The 19,899-nt window shown below is 61.7% G+C and carries 20 protein-coding genes and 1 pseudogene; 10 read left to right on the top strand and 11 right to left on the bottom strand.

Annotation, left to right across the window (positions count from 1 at the left end; translation table 11 throughout):
* A pseudogene (locus tag RWT78_RS07830) lies at positions 1 to 169 on the top strand (metal ABC transporter permease); the annotation flags it as partial.
* A 4-nt stretch (positions 170 to 173) separates the two neighbouring features.
* On the opposite strand, the gene RWT78_RS07835 reads toward RWT78_RS07830, so the two are convergent.
* Positions 174 to 1,394: a fatty acid desaturase gene (locus RWT78_RS07835; RefSeq protein WP_003939858.1), complete on the bottom strand. Its 1,221-nt coding sequence runs from the start codon at positions 1,392 to 1,394 to the stop codon at positions 174 to 176.
* Positions 1,395 to 1,527: 133 nt separating this feature from the next.
* Here RWT78_RS07835 and RWT78_RS07840 point away from each other — a divergent pair, with 133 nt between their 5' ends.
* Both RWT78_RS07840 and RWT78_RS07845 read left to right on the top strand, forming a co-directional pair.
* Positions 1,528 to 2,733: an enhanced intracellular survival protein Eis gene (locus tag RWT78_RS07840; protein ID WP_399551498.1), complete on the top strand. Its 1,206-nt coding sequence runs from the start codon at positions 1,528 to 1,530 to the stop codon at positions 2,731 to 2,733.
* A gap of 65 nt (positions 2,734 to 2,798) precedes the next feature.
* Positions 2,799 to 3,362, top strand: a complete 564-nt coding sequence (locus RWT78_RS07845; RefSeq protein WP_003939753.1) for a GtrA family protein — start codon at positions 2,799 to 2,801, stop codon at positions 3,360 to 3,362.
* A 37-nt stretch (positions 3,363 to 3,399) separates the two neighbouring features.
* On the opposite strand, the gene RWT78_RS07850 is transcribed toward RWT78_RS07845, so the two are convergent.
* Positions 3,400 to 3,639 (bottom strand): LuxR C-terminal-related transcriptional regulator, encoded by a 240-nt coding sequence (locus tag RWT78_RS07850; protein WP_037128651.1) that lies wholly within the window; start codon positions 3,637 to 3,639, stop codon positions 3,400 to 3,402.
* A 212-nt stretch (positions 3,640 to 3,851) separates the two neighbouring features.
* Here RWT78_RS07850 and RWT78_RS07855 point away from each other — a divergent pair, with 212 nt between their 5' ends.
* The gene (locus RWT78_RS07855) at positions 3,852 to 5,114 is read left to right on the top strand and encodes a TetR/AcrR family transcriptional regulator (protein WP_314675117.1); all 1,263 of its coding nucleotides are present in this window, start codon (positions 3,852 to 3,854) and stop codon (positions 5,112 to 5,114) included.
* 14 nt (positions 5,115 to 5,128) lie between these two features.
* Here RWT78_RS07855 and RWT78_RS07860 read toward each other — a convergent pair whose 3' ends face one another.
* The 3 genes from RWT78_RS07860 to RWT78_RS07870 are packed head-to-tail and all read right to left on the bottom strand — an operon-like array spanning position 5,129 to position 8,465.
* The gene (locus RWT78_RS07860) at positions 5,129 to 6,010 is read right to left on the bottom strand and encodes an LLM class F420-dependent oxidoreductase (protein ID WP_003939701.1); all 882 of its coding nucleotides are present in this window, start codon (positions 6,008 to 6,010) and stop codon (positions 5,129 to 5,131) included.
* On the bottom strand, positions 6,007 to 6,837 hold the full coding sequence (locus RWT78_RS07865) for an SDR family NAD(P)-dependent oxidoreductase (RefSeq protein ID WP_054187455.1): 831 nt from the start codon (positions 6,835 to 6,837) through the stop codon (positions 6,007 to 6,009). Before RWT78_RS07865 ends, RWT78_RS07860 begins: the two co-directional genes overlap by 4 nt.
* On the bottom strand, positions 6,834 to 8,465 hold the full coding sequence (locus RWT78_RS07870) for an AMP-binding protein (protein ID WP_371684398.1): 1,632 nt from the start codon (positions 8,463 to 8,465) through the stop codon (positions 6,834 to 6,836). Before RWT78_RS07870 ends, RWT78_RS07865 begins: the two co-directional genes overlap by 4 nt.
* Positions 8,466 to 8,719: 254 nt before the next feature.
* On the opposite strand from RWT78_RS07870, the gene RWT78_RS07875 reads away from it, so the two are divergent.
* Genes RWT78_RS07875 through RWT78_RS07890 form a run of 4 tightly spaced genes read left to right on the top strand, consistent with a single transcriptional unit; the run spans position 8,720 to position 12,266 of the window.
* Positions 8,720 to 10,381 carry a class I adenylate-forming enzyme family protein gene (locus RWT78_RS07875; RefSeq protein WP_314675125.1) on the top strand — a complete coding sequence of 554 codons (1,662 nt, stop codon included), beginning with the start codon at positions 8,720 to 8,722 and terminating at the stop codon, positions 10,379 to 10,381.
* Positions 10,378 to 10,848 carry a nuclear transport factor 2 family protein gene (locus RWT78_RS07880; RefSeq protein WP_314675127.1) on the top strand — a complete coding sequence of 157 codons (471 nt, stop codon included), beginning with the start codon at positions 10,378 to 10,380 and terminating at the stop codon, positions 10,846 to 10,848. Before RWT78_RS07875 ends, RWT78_RS07880 begins: the two co-directional genes overlap by 4 nt.
* A 10-nt stretch (positions 10,849 to 10,858) precedes the next feature.
* Positions 10,859 to 11,755 carry a TIGR03619 family F420-dependent LLM class oxidoreductase gene (locus RWT78_RS07885; protein ID WP_314675129.1) on the top strand — a complete coding sequence of 299 codons (897 nt, stop codon included), beginning with the start codon at positions 10,859 to 10,861 and terminating at the stop codon, positions 11,753 to 11,755.
* Between the two features lies 1 nt (position 11,756).
* Positions 11,757 to 12,266, top strand: coding sequence for a nuclear transport factor 2 family protein (locus tag RWT78_RS07890; protein WP_042924821.1), 510 nt, complete (start codon positions 11,757 to 11,759; stop codon positions 12,264 to 12,266).
* Positions 12,267 to 12,274: 8 nt separating this feature from the next.
* Here RWT78_RS07890 and RWT78_RS07895 read toward each other — a convergent pair whose 3' ends face one another.
* Positions 12,275 to 12,790 carry a hypothetical protein gene (locus RWT78_RS07895; RefSeq protein ID WP_249342800.1) on the bottom strand — a complete coding sequence of 172 codons (516 nt, stop codon included), beginning with the start codon at positions 12,788 to 12,790 and terminating at the stop codon, positions 12,275 to 12,277.
* Positions 12,791 to 13,622: 832 nt separating this feature from the next.
* On the opposite strand from RWT78_RS07895, the gene RWT78_RS07900 reads away from it, so the two are divergent.
* Positions 13,623 to 15,119 carry a DUF222 domain-containing protein gene (locus RWT78_RS07900; protein ID WP_314675136.1) on the top strand — a complete coding sequence of 499 codons (1,497 nt, stop codon included), beginning with the start codon at positions 13,623 to 13,625 and terminating at the stop codon, positions 15,117 to 15,119.
* 40 nt (positions 15,120 to 15,159) lie between these two features.
* On the opposite strand, the gene RWT78_RS07905 is transcribed toward RWT78_RS07900, so the two are convergent.
* A complete protein-coding gene (locus RWT78_RS07905) occupies positions 15,160 to 15,315 on the bottom strand; it encodes a hypothetical protein (RefSeq protein ID WP_003940615.1) in 156 nt (51 codons plus the stop codon).
* 135 nt (positions 15,316 to 15,450) lie between these two features.
* Between RWT78_RS07905 and RWT78_RS07910 the strand changes: the two genes are divergently transcribed.
* A complete protein-coding gene (locus tag RWT78_RS07910; protein ID WP_314675139.1) occupies positions 15,451 to 16,275 on the top strand; it encodes a mycofactocin-coupled SDR family oxidoreductase in 825 nt (274 codons plus the stop codon).
* Positions 16,276 to 16,306: 31 nt separating this feature from the next.
* On the opposite strand, the gene RWT78_RS07915 is transcribed toward RWT78_RS07910, so the two are convergent.
* The 4 genes from RWT78_RS07915 to RWT78_RS07930 form a co-directional block, all read right to left on the bottom strand.
* Complete coding sequence (locus RWT78_RS07915; RefSeq protein WP_007732675.1) at positions 16,307 to 17,095, bottom strand: SDR family NAD(P)-dependent oxidoreductase; 789 nt, start codon at positions 17,093 to 17,095, stop codon at positions 16,307 to 16,309.
* 78 nt (positions 17,096 to 17,173) lie between these two features.
* The gene (locus RWT78_RS07920) at positions 17,174 to 17,824 is read right to left on the bottom strand and encodes a PaaI family thioesterase (protein ID WP_003940283.1); all 651 of its coding nucleotides are present in this window, start codon (positions 17,822 to 17,824) and stop codon (positions 17,174 to 17,176) included.
* On the bottom strand, positions 17,824 to 18,693 hold the full coding sequence (locus RWT78_RS07925; protein WP_314675142.1) for a MaoC/PaaZ C-terminal domain-containing protein: 870 nt from the start codon (positions 18,691 to 18,693) through the stop codon (positions 17,824 to 17,826). Before RWT78_RS07925 ends, RWT78_RS07920 begins: the two co-directional genes overlap by 1 nt.
* Complete coding sequence (locus RWT78_RS07930; protein WP_003940027.1) at positions 18,693 to 19,895, bottom strand: lipid-transfer protein; 1,203 nt, start codon at positions 19,893 to 19,895, stop codon at positions 18,693 to 18,695. Before RWT78_RS07930 ends, RWT78_RS07925 begins: the two co-directional genes overlap by 1 nt.
* Positions 19,896 to 19,899 lie beyond the last annotated feature (4 nt).

Genomic DNA, 19,899 nt, shown 5'->3' on the forward strand with positions numbered 1-19,899 from the left:
GGCAGGTGCCATCGGCGCCGGTGGACTCGGCGACTTCGCAATCAAGTACGGCTACCAACGATTCAACACCCCGGTGCTGTTCGTCGCTGTCGTGATCTTGATCGTGCTGGTGCAGGCAATCCAGTCGACCGGCGATCTCGTGGTTCGTTCAATGGCGCACAAGCGGTAACTGATCAGCTCGAGACCATCGCGATCGCTGTTCGCAGTCCGCGCCGCTTACCGGTCTGCGGATCGACGCCGAACACTTCCTTGATTCCGCCTCGGATGCGGAACTTCAACTCCGAGTGCGTCTCCGGAGCGTCGTCCTGGGAAGCGGAGAGAAACCTGTTGGGCAGCGACAACTTCCAGATGGTGCGCAGAGTCAATCCGTACTGCTTCCACAGCGGCCCGGTGGTGTACGGGAGGTCGTACTTGTCACACAGGTCGCGCAGCGGCACCGCGATTTCGGAGTACCGATTGCTTGGTAGGTCCGGGAAGCAGTGATGCTCGATCTGGTAGCAGAGGTTGCCGCTCATGAAGGCCATGACGGGACCGGCGTGAAAGTTGGCGGAGCCCAGCATCTGTCGTAGGTACCACTGAGCGCGGGATTCGTTCTCGAATTCCTCGAGCGTGAACTTCTCTGCACCGTCGGGAAAGTGCCCGCAGAAGATGACAGCGTAACTCCAGTAGTTTCGGATGAGGTTCGCAACGGCGTTGGCCGTCAACGTGGTCTTCCACGCCGGGCCGGTCAGGGCGGGGAACAGGATGTAATCCTTCGCCACCTGACGCGCGATCTTCTTACCGACGTCCTTGGCCATCTCCGATTTCTCGGACCACTTCACCTCACCCTTACGGAGTTTGTCCGTTTCGAGGTGATGCAGTGCCACTCCCCACTCGAAGAGGGTCGCGAGCACAAAATTCGTGATCGGTTGAAAGAGGTAGTCGGCGTGCCACTTTTGATCGCGCGTGACGCGCATGATTCCGTAGCCCACGTCGTTGTCCAGTCCGACGATGTTGGTGAACTTGTGATGGGTGAAGTTGTGCGAGTGCTTCCATCCCGAGGACGGGCAGGTGTTGTCCCACTCCCAGTTGCTCGAGTGAATCTCGGGATCGTTCATCCAGTCCCACTGGCCGTGGATGATGTTGTGGCCGAGTTCCATGTTCTCGATGATCTTGCCGACCCCCAGGAGCGCAGTCCCCAGAATCCAGGCAGGCTTCTTCTTGCTGGCGAACAAGACGATGCGGCCGGCCACCATCAGAGAGCGCTGAAACGCGATCGTCCGCTGGATGTATCGAGCATCGTGCGCGCCGCGCTTCTCTTCGATGTCGAGCCGAATGGCATCCAGCTCGCGCCCGAGTGCCTCGACGTCTTCCTCGGTGAGATGGGCATATTCCTTGATGTCGGTGATCGCCACAGTGTTTCTCCGTATCGGTTTTCTCCGTGCCGCAGGACTGGTCCGTCGGGCGGTACCCCTGGGAGCCGGTGCGGAAACGTCAGCCCCGATATTCATGTGCGTCTTCGTGCAATCTATGCCAGAGTCGATACACGTGAGCCCCGAAAACAAGATCACCATCCGCACCGCAACCGAGAGTGACTGGCCGGCTCTCCAACTACTCGACTCGGTGGGGTTCGGTTTTCACCCGTCTCCCGCGGTCAGCGAACTGACGAAGGCGCTCTACAAGCCCGAGGACATCATCCTTGCCGTCGACGGTGACCTACCCGTCGGCGTGGCCATCGAAATCGACATGGAATTCACCGTGCCCGGCGGACGCCAACTCCCCACGCGCGGAATCACCTGGGTATCCGTCGCCCCGACTCACCGTCGTCGTGGCGTCCTACGCTCGATGTTCACTGCGCTTCATGCCCACATCGAGTCGACCGGAGCACCGCTTGCCGCCCTGACGGCCAGCGAGGCCGGCATCTACAACCGCTTCGGATACGGCCCGGCCACCTTCAGCGAAGGCATCACCCTCGATCGCCGCTTCGCACGATTCCGCCCCGAGGTGCCCGACAATGGTGGCGTGTCCATCGTCGACATCAAAGCTGCCTCGACGCTTCTTCCCGAGATCTACGACCGCTGGCGACTGCAGACTCCCGGCGCGCAGGTCCGTCCGCAACCACTCTGGGACCACATGTTCGCCGACCCGTCCGAGGATCGTGACGGCGCCTCCGGACTGTTCTTTCTGACACACGCGGACGGATACATCGCTTACCGGCACACGAGCGAGGGCCGCGACAGCATCGCCCGGATCGACGAGTTCGTGACGATCACCGAAGATGCGCACGCGGCGCTGTGGCGCACGATCTGCGGCCTCGACCTCGTCACCCGGATCGAGACACGCCAGCATCCTGCCGATCCACTCCGGCTGATGCTCACGGACTACCGCCTTGCCCGGACGACGACGCGCTCCGATCGACTGTGGCTGCGCATCATGGACGTTCCCGCGGCTCTCGAGGCTCGTGAATATGCTGCTGACCTGGACACAGTCATCAAGGTCGAAGATCCGTTCCTGAAGGCCGGCGGAACTTTCGCACTTCAGGTCAAGGGCGGCAAGGCCACCTGTACGGCCACTGACGCGGTGCCTGCGATCACGATGCCCTCTGACGTCCTGAGCAGCTTGTACCTGGGCGAGCACCAGGCCAAGACCTTCGCGGCGGCGCACCGACTCCACGCGTCCGATCCGCGGGAGATCCGGAATTTCGACTTCGCTTTCAACGCAGAGAAGCCCGCAATTCTCGGGTACGGATTCTGATGATCTTGCCGACACGGGCATCGACGATTTGTGCCGTCGGTCGTATTCAGGGTTAGCCTCGAACAATGGCGTTTGTCGAAAAGATGGTCAATAGGCTTCCTGAGCGGGTTCTCGTGCGCGTCCTGCCGCACGCAGAAATGCTCAAGTTCCTGGTGGTCGGCGGCATCGCCTTCATCGTCACCACGGTGCTGTTCTTCGGCATCAAGTGGACGGTTCTGCCTCAGCACCCGGTGACGGCCAACATCCTTGCGGTCCTGATCGCGACGGTTCTGTCCTACGTCCTCAACCGCGAATGGTCGTTTGCTCAGCGCGGTGGTCGACAGCGCCATCACGAGGCCGCTCTGTTCTTCATCGTCGCGGGTATCGGTTTGGCCATCAACCAGGTACCACTCTGGACCTCCCGGTACGTGTTCCATCTGCGTCAACCCGAGGTGTCGGTGTTGATGGAAAACTTCGCGGACTTCATCAGCGGATCGATCATCGGGACCCTGCTGGCGACGGCCTTCCGCTGGTGGGCCATGCGTCGGTACGTCTTCCCCGAAGAAGCCACCGACAGCCAGGTCGTTCTCGACATCGAAGCGACTCCCGGCACCAAGACGCCGACAACCGACGCCACCGCCCTCGACTGACTTCCCGGATCGACGCACCCGATCGCTCGCGCTTCGATCAGAGTTCGTCGATTGCGATCAACCCGTCCTGCAGTGCCCGCGCAAGCAGTGCCATCTTTGTCGGGGCTGTCCGGCCCACTCCGTCGTACTTCCCTCGAATACGAGCGAGGTGCGTATTCACCGTTCCCTCCGCGATGTACAACTCACGCGAGACTTCAGCTTTCGAGTCGCATCGAATCCAGGTCAACAGCACCTGTACTTCACGCCTACTGAGGCTCGGTGATTCAGTAGTCTTCATCGCTCGTGTCCTTTACTTCCAGGCCTTGTTTGGCGCGGTCGAATTCCATGAAAACGGAGCGAGGTCGCCGGGTCACTCCATTTGTTGACTGGGGAAACTCTCGCGCGAGAGCAAACACTCTCAGAACAGCACCCACGCAGGCCTTGACCTCGATAAAGTCTTGTTTGCCCGTTATATGCGGGCGAGACTGCCGATCGACCGAAGGACTGACGATGACTGATCGCGACGCCACCACCGTGCTGCTCATCGACGCCGGCGTGACGTCGCTCGTCGAGGCCCCTCAGGACATTCTCGAACGCGGACTTCGGAGCGAACAGGTCGTCAACCAAGCCGGAGCGTCGCAGGCTACGTTCTTCCGCAAGTTCCGCACCAAATCCGAATTCATCGAGGCCGTGATCGCCAGCCTCACCGAATCGACCTTGCACAGCGCAGACACGGTGAAGCAGACCGTGCGCGCACAGCTGGCCGCAAACGACGACGCGCTTCGTCCGACGGTCACCACTCTCGTCAAAGAGGCATTCGACGCAATCGTCAGCGACGCGTCGACTACAAGAAGCCTTCTCTCGCACATTTTTGCGGGCTCACACCGGCGAACCTCCACCGCTCTGGAAAACGAATATCGTCGACGCGACGAGCTCGTGTCCGCTGCCTACGAGGCCCTTTTCGAGAAAACCGACGCAACACTCCGAAGGCCGTTCACCACCAAGACCTTCGCTGTCACCTTCAACGCGGTGATCGACGGTTTCCGCATTCGTAGCCGCATCGATTCCCGCTCCATCTCACCCGACATGATGTCCGACGCGCTGCTCGCCATGTTGGGCGCCGTCGTCGATATGTCTGGCCTTCACCAACACCTCGATGACGTTGTCGGTCCCATCGACCAGCCCGCTGAGCCACGTCCGCTGCCGCGTGATCCGCGAGCGGCGTTTCTCGCCGCTGCCCGTAGCGAATTCGGCAAGCGCGGATACTTCATGACGCAGATCAACGACATCGCCGACACTGCAGCAGTTCCCCGCACCGCCGCGAACAAACTGTTTCCCACCAAGCCCCACATCCTGGTGGCAGCCCTTCAGAGCCGCGTGGACTCGCTGCGAGAAACCGTTGCCGACGACATCCTGATCGGTCTCGGTGACGTCGCGATCATCGAGAACTTCCTACTCCGCTGCGCTCAACTAGCCTCAGACGAAACAGAGTTCATGGATGCACTGCTGGTTGCCGTTGCCCACGACACCTACGGCGAGCCCGAGAGCCTGCTGTCGCTCAAAGAGAAACTCAACATTCCCTCGATCATCGCGCCGATTGTGCAGCGGGGCCAGGACAACGGAGTCTTGTCGACCATCAGTGCTCCGATGGACATCGCCGCGGGAATCACCAACACCCTCCTATTGCGGTGCTTCACCCGCCGAGCCGACAGCCCGGCCGACAACGCAGCCTTCGTCGGCGCGATGCTCCTGAACGGGCTGGCCCATCCCTGATCAGACGGGGCGAATTACGCTACGAGCCCCAGCCGCTTCGAGCATTCGGCCATCTCGTCGATGATCAGTTCCAGCGACGTGCCACGACGACTGGCGGACAGCACGATTCGATCGGCTCCCAAGCCGCGTGCCCACTCGAGTTTCGCTTCGTCGAGCCTGGGCAGTGTCGCACCGAGTACCAGCGAGACGTCGGCAGGATCTCGATCTGCCTTCACCGCAGCAGCTTTCATCGCTGCTACGGCCTTGTCGAGATCTTCACCGGCCAGTCCCAGCGGCTGGAAACCGTCACCCAATCGGCCTGCTCGCCGAGCAGCAGCGAGACTGTGTCCACCGATGTAGAGCGGAACTCCCGACTCGCGGTGCGGCTTCGGCCAGCTGTATGCACCCTTGAACGAGAAGTAATCGCCGTCGAAATCGACCGCTTCCTTGCCCGCCCAGAGTGAGCGCATCACCGCGATGGCCTCATCGGCTACCTTGCCGCGGCGCTCGAAGTCACCGCCGCACGCCTCGATCTCTTCCTTCATCCACCCCAGGCCGAGGCAGATGCGCAATCGCCCACCGGAAAGGCGATCGAGCGTCGCCAATCGTTTGGCGAGCACTACCGGATTGTGATTGGGCAGCACCAGAACTCCAGTGGACAAGCCCAAGGTGGTTGTGGCACCCGCCACGAACGAAAGCAGTTCGAGCGGATCCGGGATGTCGCAGTCATCGGGAAGATGCGATTTGCCGGTCGGAGAATAGGGGTACTCGCTCTCGGTGTCGGCGATGACCACCGAGTGCTCCACTGCCGAGATCTCGTCGAAACCCAGCGACTCGGCCGCACGGGCGAATTGCAGAATCCAATCAGGGTCTCCGCTTCGACCCAGTTCGACCGGAACGACCACGCCGAGCTTCATACCGTTTCCTCCAGTGTCGCCATCAATTTCGGACCATCCACGACTCGACCGAGGTACCGGTCCGCATCGGGATCTGTTGCAAGCCACACCGCCGCTGCAGCGGGTACGGATGCCGGTGTGGCCGCAAATCCGGCGTCCACGATTGCGTCCGCGCCACCACGGGCTTTCCCTGATTCCGTGATGACAAATCCCGGACTCAGGTTGAACGCTTTGATTCCGGCGTCTCGGTACTCGGAGTTGATCGCTCCGGCAATACGTCCGAACGACGCCTTCGACGCGGCATACGACAGACCCCAACCACCCTCGCCGGGAGGCGCAGGCGGATCCATGGTCGCCGAGCCCGATGCCAGATTGACCACTACGCCGTTGCCGCTCTTGATCATCGACGGGAGTATCACCTGGACCAGAGCGAGTTGGTGCAGATAATTCCCGATCGCCATCGCCTGAGCGTCGTCGATCTCGATGTCGAGCACCCGGTCCATGTTTCCGACTGTCTGCGCATAGGCGTTGTTCACCAGCACGTCGACACGTCCCCACTCGGCCAGCACCCGTTCACCGGCGCCGCGGACGGACGCCAGATCGAGCAGGTTCATCGGAACCGCCAATGCGCGCACACCGAAGGACTCGATCTCGGCAACCGTCGTCTCCAGGCTGCCGGGCACCGGAATCACTTGCTCGCCTTGCCTCGTTCGCGGGGCTGCCCGTCCCTCTCCTTCACGAACGGTGCGAGCAGTGATTGCAACGTCGAATCCGGCGCGCGCGAATGCCAGCGCGCACTCTCGGCCGATCCCCCGGGAAGCGCCGGTGACCAGCGCAACTCCACTCACAGGAACCGCGTGCGGCCGTGCGTCTCGAACTCCTTCTCCAGGTTCACCACGTCAGCTTCGGTCATCAATGTGTATTCGGGAGTGCCTCGGCCCACCCAGTGGAACACTGGTTCGTCGGTCCGCCAGCGATCGGCTTGAAGTTCACGTTTGAGTACCTTGTTGGAGCCCGTGACGGGCAGATCGGTCGAAACGCGAACAAATCGTGGCGCTGCCTTGGTACCCAGATCCGCCTGCGCGGCAAGGTAGTCGGCGAACTCGACCGGATCGAAATCGGCGAGATCGGCGACCTCGATCGCAGCCATGACCTGATCACCCGAACGCGGATCCGGCACCGCGAAGACACCCGTGGCGATCACCTTGGGGTGCCGACGCAGGATGTGCTCGATCATCAAAGCCGAGGTGTTCTCACCGTCGACCCGGATCCAGTCGCCCTTGCGTCCCGCGAAGTAGATGAAGCCGGCCTCGTCGACGTAGCCGAGATCGCCTGTCCAGTACCAACCGTGGCGAATCTTCTCGGCAATTGCGTCTTCGTTCTTGTAGTACCCCTCGAACTTCTTCGATCCGGCCTTGTCGACCATCTCGCCAATGGATTCGTCGGGGTTCAGCACGTGACCGTGCTCGTCGAGAATTGCGCGGGGTCGCTCTTCGCGGGTATCGGGATCGACGATGACGATGTTCTCGCTCGCGGGACGGCCAAGCGCGCCGGCAGGTTGGTTCGGATCGAGCACCACCGAACCGGCACCTTCACTCGAACCGTATCCCTCGAAAAGCTGTGCACCGAAACGACGGATGAACTCTGCCTTGTCCCCCGGCGACGCCTCGGTCCCGAAGCCGTGGGTGAGGGTGTTCTCGATGTCGTCGGGCAGTTCCGGCGTCGCCATGAGATACCCCAAGGCCTTACCGACGTAGGTGAAATATGTTGCGCCGTAAAACCGAACGTCCGGCATGAATCCCGATGCGGTGAACTTACGAACGAGGCAGACCGTAGCTCCCTGCGAAAGGGCCGGCGCCCACAGAGCCATCAACGCGTTGCCGTGGAAGAGCGGCATGCAGCAGTAGCAGACGTCGTCGCGGTCGATGTCGTACTTGGCGCAGTTCGCGTAGGCCAACCGCGTCAGACGCCCCTGGCTGCACCGCACTGCCTTGGACATTCCGGTGGTGCCCGAGGTGAAGAGAAGCAAGAACAGCGTCGACGCGTCGACACCGAGGTCGATCTGAGGCGACTCGACGTGATGTGCTGCAATCTTGTCCGGGTACGACGCGTCGTCGACCAGGACGAAACGATCTTCGGTCAGCCCGAGGTCCAGGCCGGCAAGCTTCTCGTAGCCTGCTTTGTCGGTGACGATCAGCTGGCAGTCGACGTACCGGACCTCAGCCTCGAGTTCAGCTCCACGCCTGGTCGGATTGATGCCGACGATCGTGGCCCCGGTCAGGGCCGCGCCGCCGAGCCAGAACAGGAACTCCGGATCGTTCTCGAGAAGAACTCCGATGTGAAACGGTCCGGGCGCGCGAAGCGACTTCGCCAGCGAGCCGCGCGCTGCGCTCTCGCGCACCACCTCGTCCCAGCTCCAGTCCTGCGTCCGCGTCCGCAGACCCAGGTGCTGATCACCGAGACGGTCGATCAACATCTGCGCGACGTCCTCGCGCTGAGGAGCTGCAAGAGCTGCATTCGAAGATGCTTCGGTGGCGGTGTTCGTCATCGTGTCCTGTGTCCTAGTCGATATCGGAATGTCGATTACTCCAACTGCGATACGACTCGAACGTATCGACGCCTCAGAGCCGGAACGGTCCCAGTCTCGCTCAGTGGTAACCGCCGCCACAGATATGATTTTCTCGTGAGATTTTGTGACGTGAAAAGCGCCACAATACGAAAGGCCATTCCATGACTGCCCCCGCAGATCCGCAGTTGCTTCTGGACCAGGCGGTCTCACGCCTCACCGGTCCAGGTGGGCCATTCGAGATCGTCGAAGAAGAGGTTCTCGGCACCGTCATGCCTGTGATGAAGAACCGCGGTCACGCCATCGGTGAACTGATCTCGGCATCTCGCGCCTGGGGCGACGGCGACTATCTCGTCACCAGCGATCGTCGAATCTCGTTCACCGAGCATGCCGATTCCGTTGCCGCGCTGGCAACTGCTCTGCGGGACAAGTACGGAGTCCGCAAGGGCGACCGTGTGGGCATCCTCGCTGCCAACACTCCCGAATGGGTCATGACGTTCTTCGCGACGCAGGCGCTCGGCGCGATCGCAGTCGGTCTCAACGGTTGGTGGGTTCCGCGCGAGGTCACCCACGGGATCGAGCTCTCACGTCCGAAGGTTCTGGTCGTGGACGCCAAGCGCGGCGCCGCCCTCCCCGAACTACCGGCAGACATCACGGTCCTCTCCATGGAAGAGGATCTGCCCGCGCTCATCGCGGAATATGCAGGCTCCGACGTGCCGAGCACCGACATCGACGAGGACGACCCTGCCGTCATCTTGTTCACCAGTGGTACCAGCGGCCGCCCCAAGGGCGCACTCCATTCGCACCGCAACGTGATGGCCGTCGTCGACTACCACAAGTACAGCGACGCGATCGGCGCTGCATTCACCGGCCGCGAGTACGACGCTTCCAAGCCGAGCCCACTGCGTTATCTACTCACCTCCCCGCTCTTCCACATCGCCAGCCTGCACAATCTGGTGGTCCCCCGTCTCGCGACGGGCAGTGCCGTCATCCTGACCGAGGGCGGCTTCGACGTCGACAAGGTGCTCGGGTTGGTCGAACGCGAGCGCGTCACCAACTGGGGTGCTGTCCCCACGATGGCATCGCGGCTACTCGAGCACGGCAACATCGCCAAGTACGACGTCTCTTCGTTGACTGCATTCTCACTGGCATCCGCGCCGTCGTCGCCCGCGTTCAAGGAACGCCTCAAGGAGCAGGTGCCGTTCGCACGCAATGCTCTGGTCGACAGCTACGGCCTCACCGAATGCAGCACCGCCATTGCGGTCGCCGTCGGCGCCGAACTCGAAGAGTTCCCAGGCACTCTCGGGCGTCCGATCATCACCGTCTCGATGGAGATTCGCGATCCCTTCGGCGAATGGCTGCCGGACGGCATCGAAGGTGAAGTGTGCGTACGCAGCCCCTTCGTCATGCTCGGATACTGGGAGAACGACGAGGCGACCGAGTCGGCAATTGCACCCGGACGCTGGCTCCGCACCGGCGATTTCGGCGTCATCGAGAACGGGCGTCTCCGTCTCACCGGTCGCCGTTCCGACCTGATCCTGCGCGGCGGCGAGAACGTCTACCCCACCGAGATCGAGCAGACGCTCGACGAACACCCCGACGTGATCGAGTGCGCTGTCATCGGCATGCCGCACCCCGACCTCGGCCAGGAAGTGTCCGCCGTGGTCGTCCTGCGTCCCGGAGCCGCCACAACGGAGGCGGAGCTGCGTGATTACGCCGCCGAGCGACTGTCCTATTTCAAGGTGCCGTCGAAGTGGCGCATCACCAGCGATCTGCTGCCTCGCAATGCAACCGGCAAGATGGTTCGGCGCGAGATCACCGTATGACCGCGGAGCTGTCACGGATCGTCGCCGAGTCGGCGATCCGTGACCTGCTCTGCGAGTACACGCATCTGATCGATCAGGGCCGATTGCGTGAAGTCGCTGCATTGTTCGCCTCGTCCGACTACGGGCAGTGCGGGCCGGACGGGGTTGCCACCACGCTCATTTCGTCCGACGCCGACGCAGTGTTCGCAGCCTGCAGCGGCTTCATTCGAATGTACGGAGATCCGCCGGTTCCACGCACCAAACATCTGCTGACCAACACGCGAATCTCGGTCGACGGTGAATCAGCGACGGCGCTCTCGTACGTCACGGTCATACAAGGTACCGAAGATCTTGCTCTGCAACCTATTTTGTCGGGGCGCTACTTCGATCGCTTCAAGTGCATCGACGGGTCCTGGCAGTTCAGATCGAGGCTCTTCTGTCTGGACAACATGGGCGACATGTCCGCTCATGCCAAGCGGGCACTGTAGAGGAACGACTGTGGAAATCGGCGTCAACGTTTTGGGTCTCGAGGCCCTGTTCGACGGCAAGGTCCGCCCGGTCCTGGACTTCGCCGCGCGTGCTGACAGTGCCGGGATCGATCTGATCTGCACCGGCGACCACCTCGGCTTCAATGCCGACGCTCACGCTCAGCGGGTAGCCGAACACAACTTTCTGTTCCCGTTGGATCACCCTTGGTACGAACCGATTTCATTTCTGTCTTCGATCGCCGCGGTGACGGAACGAGCTCGCCTCGGAGTATCGGTTCTGATCGCCACTGTTCGCCCGGCGGCCCTGCTTGCAAAGCAGGTTGCCACTCTCGACTCATTGTCCGAAGGTCGAACTGTCATGGGTTTCGGCGTTGGATGGCAAGAAGCTGAATACACCGCCACCAACATGCCTTTCGACGCGCGATTCGGGCGCATGGAAGAGACCGTCGCAGCCTGCCGCGAACTGTGGACCAATGCACCGGCCACCTTCAAGGGACGCGACTTCGCTTTCGAGAACTACCACAGCCTCCCGCTGCCGATCCAAAATCGCGTACCGGTGCTCTTCGGTTTCGGACCAAGCCAGCGGAACTTCGACCGCATAGCACGCGTCGCCGACGGCTGGACCGTGAACCCGACCGACCTGGGAACGTTCACCGACAGTGTCACATTGCTGCGCAACACGTTCGAAGCCCACGACCGCGAGCCGGATACCGCACGTGTGCAAGTGTCTGCGGCGCCGGTTCGGCGCGACAATCGGTCCGTCGACCTCTCGGCAACCGTTGACAAGGTCCTGGACTGGTCCGACCGCGGCGCGTCTGCCGTGGTGCTTCGGCCTGCCGTATTCGATTGCGCTGCCGAAGAACTACCGGAATTACTCGACTGGATGACCAGCATCAAGGAGGCGTGACATGGACCAGGCACTGCAGGATCTCATCGACAAGCAGGCAATTCGTGAGGTGGTTCTGACGTACTGCCGCGGCATCGATCGCCTCGACTTCGATCTCGTCCGCAGCGCCTACCACCCGGACGCGATCGACCATCACACCGGATTCGACGGCACCATCGACGAGTACATCGCCTGGGCCACAACAAAACTCTCCGCGATCGGCGGCACGATGCACCACATCGGCAACCACCTGGTCGAACTGCACGGCGACCACGCGATCAGCGAGGCATACTCGATGTCCACACACTGGGGCGGGCCCGAAGACATCGGAATGATCAACTTCACCAGTGGTGCGCGGTTCATCGACCACATGGAGCGGCGCGACGGCCGTTGGGCGATCAAGGAGAGATGGGCCGTACGCGAGTGGACTCGCTCGGACGAGGGCCGCTTCGTCAACCCCGAAGGGCCTGGTCCGCGTGGGCGTCGAGATGCCTCGGATCCGCTCACCGCACTACGAAGGTCCCTTGAATAACTTGGGGTTCAGTCTTCGAGGTCGAATTCAACTCGCGCTCTCGCGAACAACATGCGGATATCCTTCCCGAACGTGACTGCTGCCGTTCCCAATGCATTGACCGCTGCGGTCAACGGGTCCGATTCGATCGCGTCGAAAATCGCATTGAGAGCGTAGGACGGGACATGAATATTCCCGTGATCGAACGGATTGGACTCCGGTTGCGGCGAATGGTCCACTATCTCGATCTTGACTTCCAACTCCACATTCTCGGTCCCCGCACCGAATTCCTCCTCGTGTAGGTGCTCGAATGCCGCTGTGCGATTTCCGAAGGGTTCCGGAAGTTGTTGTCCCACATGCATAGCGTTGAGGGCCGGACGAACCCAATCCCTGTCGGCTAATCCCGCATGCTCATACGCCTGCACAGCGGCCCAAAACGCGAGTCGACGAAGAGTCGCGACGTTCATGCGGACGACCGCTTCGACAAGTGGTCGGTCCATACGAGCTAGTTCTTTGCCGGACTGGAATCGTTCGAGTTCAGGCATCGGATCTCCTCCCCACTCCTGCCGCTCTCGTTCAGCAGCTTCGGCGCGGAGGTCACTGATTTGCACAACCCTGGACGGCTCGCCGTTCTCGCCGTAAATCGTTATCCATTTCGACTCGATGTCCCGTTGTGGACGAGGAATCGGTTCAGGTATCGGTTCGTCCACAGGAACGCCATATCCCGGCATGTCCCACTGCAGCGATGGCCGCACCTCGTCACCACCTGCAGGCCACATACGCACCCGCCAAACATCTCCGGGTTCCGTCGATCCGGGCCAGCCGTAGTTTACAAAACCGCGGCCGGCAATCTCGACCAGATATGACCCCTCGGGTACATCACAGACGATGAACTCCCCACCCGGAGGTGAATCAAAGCTGATTGACCCCTGCGGACCAACCGTCAGAAACGACTCACTGACCTGCTGCCATTTCTCGCGATCGGATGTGGGTCGGGAGGACCAGACTTCGACCGTTGTATGCATGTTGAAGTTGTTCTGGTGCGGGCTCAGGACAATCACAACTGTGCCGTCACTGTACGCAGGGCGCGAAGCCATCGCGAGTTCGAGCAGGTCCGTTTCCCTCCCGAAACCGTCATCGTCGCCGTATATGTAAAACTGTCCATAGTCCATGAAGAGCACAAGCGACTGTTCACTGAGTTTCACCGCGTTGTCTGCCACAAGCCGATACTTACACAGTGGCACGACAATCACGTTCGAGTTTCGAATGAACAGGATCCAAAACGCAAGCACAATAAGCATTTCGGCTGATTCGGACTATTCCGACTGATTTGAGGATTCAGTTCGCATCGAACACACATTCGAATAGAATGGATGCATGTTCAACCCGACAACAGAGCTCTTCGGTATCTCAGCACAGCTGACCGGTACCGAAACTGATTGTGCGCTGGTTGATCTCATGACCGATCTGCACGCATGCGAGGCGATGCTGGTCGAACGCAAGCTCGCTGTGATTGCCGAGTTCTTTTCGCGGCGAAGCTCGGAGCATGTCGCCAGTGGTGCGTGGTCGTCGACCGCACACGAGTTGGCGGAGTCGGAAGTCGGTGCGTCACTGACGATGGGTCGCGCGGCTGCCGGCAAGCTGATCGGGTTGGGGTTCTCGTTAAAGACTCGTCTGCATCGCACTCGAGCGGCGATGGCCCGTGGCGAGTTGGATCTGTACCGAGTTGGTTTGATCGATTCCGCGACCGCGAACGTGAAAGACGAATTGATCGACGAGGTGGAACGACTACTGCTCGAGCAGGTTCTCTCCCCACCAGTAGCAGGCGGAACGGGCTTGACGGGAAGGCGACTGACAGCGGCGATCGATCGGATCGTGGCGATGGTGGACCCGGAAGGTATGCGAGAACGCCGACGCCGTGCTCTCACCGATCGCTTCGTCGGGGTCAGCGCTGCCGAGGACGGGATGGCAAAGATCTTGGGAAGCGTTCCGGCAGAACAGGCTCGGGCATTCGACGGCCGACTACGCGAGTTGGCAATGTCGGTATGCCGAAACGACTCTCGAACGTACGAGCAGCGACGAGCCGACGCGCTCTTCGAGTTGACCAACGGATCACAATTCTTGCCGTGCAACTGTGGCCGAGCTGATTGCCCGCAGGATCGTAGCGGTGGTGTTGTCGTTCGTCGGCCCGTGGTTCACGTCGTGATGACTGATTCCACTCTGCACGGTGGCGGCGAGCCCGCCCACCTCGACGGGTACGGGGTGATCAGCGCTGAGCATGCTCGCGATATCGCCCGTGACGCCGTAATTCGAAACGTCCGAGCACCTGCTGATGACGTCGCAGAGCCGGTGCCTGCTTCGGCGCGCGTCTACCGACCGGGCGCCGTTCTCGATACCTGGTTACGGATCATCGCGGGCAGCTGCCAATGGCTGCATTGTGATGTCCCGGCCTGGAATTCCGATCTGGACCACAATGAACCGTTCCATCACGGCGACCCCGAATGCGGCGGTAAAACGGTCGCGTCGAATATGAGTGCGTTCTGCCGCAACCATCATCGCCTCAAGCATTCCGACCGGTGGCGGTTCACGTCGAACGTGGATCGGACCATGTCGCTGACGTCGCCGACCGGGCATTGTTACCGAACGCGACCCGCAGGATTGATGGCTGGATCGCACGAACCGACACCGCCCCAGGGCGGTCGAAATCGGCGGACCCAGGCGGAGAACAAAGCTGCCCGTATCCAGAGTGAACGCAATCGCCAGCGCCGACGGATACAGAAACGAGCAGAGGAGCACGTTCAATACAAGCGGCGGAAATCACCGCGAGCCCGCCGAGAACCCATCGACTACGGGGACGACCCGCCACCGTTCTGAGATACCGAGCGGTGTCGAGGCGCGCCGACGGGTCGCAGGATCAGTCTGACGTCGGCTTGGTGCCGTCTTCTGGTGCCGGATCGTCGTCGGCAAGCGGATCTATGGTGTCGACACCTTCGAGGACGGTCAGCTCTTCTTCCGCCTCGGCGAGGAGCCCTTTGGCTTCAGCTTCGACCTTCTTCACCCAATCGGACATCCCGAGCCTCTTCTCTTCCGAAGCGAGTTCCCGCTGTAACTGAACTCAGACTACGTCGCCGGCGACGAATTTCGCCGTCCCCTCGGGTCAGTACTCATGACCGAGTAGTCATGATTCACGACGGACGGAGCACGCATGCCCGGACAGTTGGAAGGCAAAACCGCACTGATCACCGGGGCCGCCCGAGGTCAGGGCAGGAGCCACGCCGTGCGATTGGCGCAGGAGGGCGCGAACATCATTGCGCTCGACATCTGCCGTCAGATCGAATCGGTGGCCTACCCGATGGGAACCGCCGACGATTTGCGGCAGACAACAGCAGCGGTCGAGAACCTGGGACAAAGTATCGTCGCGCGAGAAGTGGATGTTCGCGATCTGTCCGCACTGCGAACTGCGGTATCCGAAGGAATTGCGGAGCTGGGCAGCGTCGACATCGTCCTGGCCAACGCCGGTATCGGCATGATGTCCCCGGATATCGACGATGCTCGCGCCTTCCGCGACCAGATGGAGGTCAACCTATTCGGCGTCTGGAATACCGTCCAGGCCGCAGCGCCCGCGATGATCGAACAAGGTACAGGTGGCGCAATAGTCCTTACCGGATCAACTCTGGGACTTGTCGGTCGTGGAGGTGACGGCACCGGCGGATCCGACGGCTACTGCGCGAGTAAACACGCCATCGTGGGGCTTGGGCGCACGTGGTCGCACTGGCTTGCTCCCCACAATATTCGTGTCAACTCCGTGCACCCGACTGGCGCGAATACACCGATGGTCGTCAACGACGCGGTCGCGAAGCTGTTTGCGGACTCCCCGACATCGAGCGGAGCCGACGTGGGCAACCTCTTGAATGTCGAGTTGATCGAAGCTGCCGACGTCAGCAACGCGATAGCCTGGCTGGTTTCGGATCAGGCTCGATACGTCACAGGTATCGCGTTGCCGGTCGACGCCGGGTTCACGGCCAAATAGACGCCGGATACACCGGCCGAGTCGCCGTCGATCAGTCGACGGTCGGCGCCCACTGCACGCCGTTGATGTGCCCACCACCGTCGACGAAGAGGGTGTTGCCGGTGACGTAACGGCTGTCGTCACTTGCCAGGAAGGCCGCAACGGGGCCGATGTCGTCGAGGGGATCGCCGATCCGCCCCATCGGGTTCTGTGCGGCCATCACTGCCACGTTCTCCGGATTGGCTTCGGCGACACGCTTGTACGCCGCACTCTGCGCACCGGGACAGATGACGTTGCAGTTCACCTGCTTGGGAGCCCACTCGCGGGCAGCAGTGCGAGTCAGGGTTCGCAATGCTTCCTTCGCCGCGTTGTACTGCACCGAGTACATGTGAGCATTCACGCCGTTGAGGCTGCACATGTTGATCACGCGACCCGTGCCGTGTCGCTCCAGTTCCGGCAGGGCAGCCTGCATCGCCCAGAATGCCGCCATCACTGCCATGTCGAAACCGCCGCGCAATTGCTCGTCGGTCATCTTCTCGAGCCGCGCGAAACCGAAAGTCCGCCAAGCATTGTTGACCAGGATGTCGAGGCGTCCGAACCGCTCGACGGACTTGTCGACCATGGCAACAACCTGAGCTTTGTCAGTGACGTCGGTCCGGACGAATTCCGCCTCCGCGCCCCATTCGTCCCGCAACCACTGGGTGGTTTCGAGCCCCGCCGCCTCGTCGATCTCGGCAACCAACACCGACGCGCCTTCACGCGCGAACGCGCCCGCCACTCCACGCCCGATGCCCATACCGGCACCGGTGACCACTGCTACACGTCCGTCGAGCTTGCCCACTGGGCCCTCCTTCGTCAGAACCCCTGTGCGCCTTTTTGGTAGTTCCCACTACCAAAAAGGCGCACGGGGGCGAAGCCCCTACCTGGGGCGCGGCACGGTCTTGTCGATGAACAGTCCCTCTACCGACACACACAATTCGCCGTCCGCAGTTTTGATCTCACCGACGGTGTGAATCTTGCGGCCGTCCTTGGACAGGAATTTGCCGCTGATCGTGAGGGGCTCGAACAGCGGAGTCGGGCGATGGTACCGAGTGCTCAATTGTGCTGTCATGCCGGAAGTTCCACCCCAGGCGTTCGCGACGCCGAGAACGTGATCGAGCAGCAGCGCCGAAACACCGCCGTGCACATGGCCGGGAGGGCCCTGGTACGGCAGCGTCAACGTGACCACTCCCTGCACCGACCCGTCAGCGAGCCCTTCCAGAACGAGCGGCGGCGCAATGGCGTTCTCGGGGCCGGTCACGGGGTCGTGACGAGTCACGCCCTCACCGTTCCACATGTCGATCAAGCGCTCGGCCACCTCGGGTGAGTGCTGCTCGAGGTGCTCGGCAATGCTGTTGAGCTCCTCCGCAACCCGGTCCAGATTGGCGTTTCCGCGGTCGGTGCGCAGCATCGCGTCGACAACGCGACGCGCTGCTGCCGTGGCCCGGTCGACCGGGGCGTCCTGCGGCGGCGACGTCAGAATCGTGCCGCCCGGATGTGTCGCTGCTGTGGGGTGCGAACCGAGGTCCATCAGTTGATCTCCATTGTTGCGTGCGTGAGAACCGGGGAGTTCTCGCGTTCGGGGCACGTCGCCGCCAACGTCAGTGTGTTGCCGTCCTGCCATACCGAGGTGGTGATGGATTCGCCGGGGAAGAGCGAACCGGCAAACCGCACCGAGTAGTTCTTCACCCGCGTCGGATCTCCGTCGAGAATCCCGTCTACCACGGCCTTGCAGACGATGCCGTACGACGCGAGGCCGTGCAGAATCGGTGCATCGAAGCCCGCCATCTTCGCGAAGGAGGGATCAGCGTGCAGCGGGTTCATGTCTCCACTGAGTCGGTACACCAGCGCCTGTGAGGGACTCGTGCTCGACGTCAGTACCTTGTCGGGCGCTCGATCAGGCACCCCGGCAACAACTTCGGGTCCGGCGTTGCCGCCGAATCCACCTTCGCCGCGCGCCCAGATCTGCATTCCGGTGGTCCATAACGGATTCCCGTCCAGGTCCTCGGCCGCCGTCTCGAGAACGATCACAGCTGCCTTACCCTTGTCCCAGACATCGGCGACCCGAGAGGAAATACGGGCAGCACCCGTCGACGGGATGGGCGCGTGAAGTGCCAGCGACTGCCCACCGTGCAGGATCTTTCGCAGATCGATGTCGATTCCCGGCATACTCATCGACGGTGCGGGCAGTACACCCGCCGAAACTCCCTGGCCTGCAACCATTGCAAACGTCGGGAGTACCTTCAGCCCCTTTTCGTACACCCAGGTCAGTTCGACGGGATCGAGAGCATTCACCCCTGCCCCGAGTCCCAATTGGTAGAGCATGACGTCGCGATCGGTCCACGACGCCTCGCGCACAGTCGGTTCGGCGGCCAACGCCACCTCGAGATCGATAGCCATCAGTTCTCCAAAGTTCCGGCTCGGTAGACCGTCACGACGCACGCGCCGCCCAGTCCGAGGTTGTGTTGCAAGCCAATACGAGCGCCTTCGACCTGCCGCGCATCCGCGGTCCCGCGGAGCTGCCACGTGAGTTCGGCGCACTGCGCCAAGCCCGTCGCGCCCAGCGGGTGTCCCTTCGAGATCAAACCACCCGACGGGTTGACGACCCACTGGCCGCCGTACGTGGTCGCGCCGGATTCGACGAGCTTTCCGCCTTCTCCGACCGCGCACATCCCCAGGCCCTCGTAGGTGATGATCTCGTTGATCGCGAAGCAGTCGTGCAGTTCGATGACGTCGACGTCATCGATGGTGATCCCGGCCTGCGCGAAGACCTGCTCTGCCGCAGCTGCCGTCATCGGCGCGCCGACCACGTCGATCATCGACTTCTCGGCGAACGCTGCCTCGGTGTCAGTGGTCAACGCCTGTGCGACGATTTCGATCGCCCGGTCTTCGAGGCCGTGCTCACGCACGAACTTCTCGCTCACGACGATCGCGGCTCCGGCGCCGTCCGAGGTCGGCGAGCACTGCGAACGTGTCAGCGGCTCGTGAATCATCTTGTCGCCGAGTACCTGTTCGAGGGTGTACTCGTCACGGAACTGTGCGTACGGATTGTTCACCGAATGCTTGTGATTCTTGACCGCCACCGCTGCGATCTGCTCGACCGTGGTGCCGTACTTCTTCATGTGCTCGACGGCAGCGTTACCGAACAGCTGAGCTGTCATCGGCGATCGGGCGAACCCGTAATCCTCGACCATGATCTTCAGCTGAGAGTCCAAGGTCGTGACCTTGGGCATCTCACCGTTACCGGTCAACGCCGTTTTGGTCATCTTCTCGAAGCCGACGGCCAAGGCGCACTCGGCTTGTCCGGCCTGGACCCACTCGCGCGCCATCATCAGCGCCGTCGAGCCGGTCGCGCAGTTGTTGTTGACGTTGAAGATCGGAATGCCGGTCAGACCGGTCTCGTAGAGAGCTCGCTGTCCTGCTGTCGACGCGTTGAACACGTAACCGACCGCAGCACGCTGAATCTGGCCGTAGCCGATCCCGGCATCGGTCAGGGCATTCGAGACGGCTTCGGTCACCATGTCCGGGTATTCCCAGTCGCGGGTCTCGATCTTCTCGAACTTGGTCATGCCGACGCCGATGACGAAGGTGCGATTGCTCATGTGC

This window comes from uncultured Rhodococcus sp. (assembly GCF_963525155.1).
In the GTDB taxonomy this organism is placed as follows: domain Bacteria; phylum Actinomycetota; class Actinomycetes; order Mycobacteriales; family Mycobacteriaceae; genus Rhodococcus_F; species Rhodococcus_F qingshengii.

Bases quoted from the DNA above. Each gene is read 5' to 3' on its own strand.
- RWT78_RS07845 (WP_003939753.1), top strand. From the start codon at position 2,799: ATGGCGTTTGTCGAAAAGATGGTCAATAGGCTTCCTGAGCGGGTTCTC.
- RWT78_RS07850 (WP_037128651.1), bottom strand. From the start codon at position 3,639: ATGAAGACTACTGAATCACCGAGCCTCAGTAGGCGTGAAGTACAGGTG.
- RWT78_RS07855 (WP_314675117.1), top strand. From the start codon at position 3,852: ATGACTGATCGCGACGCCACCACCGTGCTGCTCATCGACGCCGGCGTG.
- RWT78_RS07860 (WP_003939701.1), bottom strand. From the start codon at position 6,010: ATGAAGCTCGGCGTGGTCGTTCCGGTCGAACTGGGTCGAAGCGGAGAC.
- RWT78_RS07870 (WP_371684398.1), bottom strand. From the start codon at position 8,465: ATGTTGATCGACCGTCTCGGTGATCAGCACCTGGGTCTGCGGACGCGG.
- RWT78_RS07875 (WP_314675125.1), top strand. From the start codon at position 8,720: ATGACTGCCCCCGCAGATCCGCAGTTGCTTCTGGACCAGGCGGTCTCA.
- RWT78_RS07880 (WP_314675127.1), top strand. From the start codon at position 10,378: ATGACCGCGGAGCTGTCACGGATCGTCGCCGAGTCGGCGATCCGTGAC.
- RWT78_RS07890 (WP_042924821.1), top strand. From the start codon at position 11,757: ATGGACCAGGCACTGCAGGATCTCATCGACAAGCAGGCAATTCGTGAG.
- RWT78_RS07895 (WP_249342800.1), bottom strand. From the start codon at position 12,790: ATGCCTGAACTCGAACGATTCCAGTCCGGCAAAGAACTAGCTCGTATG.
- RWT78_RS07900 (WP_314675136.1), top strand. From the start codon at position 13,623: ATGTTCAACCCGACAACAGAGCTCTTCGGTATCTCAGCACAGCTGACC.
- RWT78_RS07905 (WP_003940615.1), bottom strand. From the start codon at position 15,315: ATGTCCGATTGGGTGAAGAAGGTCGAAGCTGAAGCCAAAGGGCTCCTC.
- RWT78_RS07910 (WP_314675139.1), top strand. From the start codon at position 15,451: ATGCCCGGACAGTTGGAAGGCAAAACCGCACTGATCACCGGGGCCGCC.
- RWT78_RS07920 (WP_003940283.1), bottom strand. From the start codon at position 17,824: ATGGACCTCGGTTCGCACCCCACAGCAGCGACACATCCGGGCGGCACG.
- RWT78_RS07925 (WP_314675142.1), bottom strand. From the start codon at position 18,693: ATGGCTATCGATCTCGAGGTGGCGTTGGCCGCCGAACCGACTGTGCGC.
- RWT78_RS07930 (WP_003940027.1), bottom strand. From the start codon at position 19,895: ATGAGCAATCGCACCTTCGTCATCGGCGTCGGCATGACCAAGTTCGAG.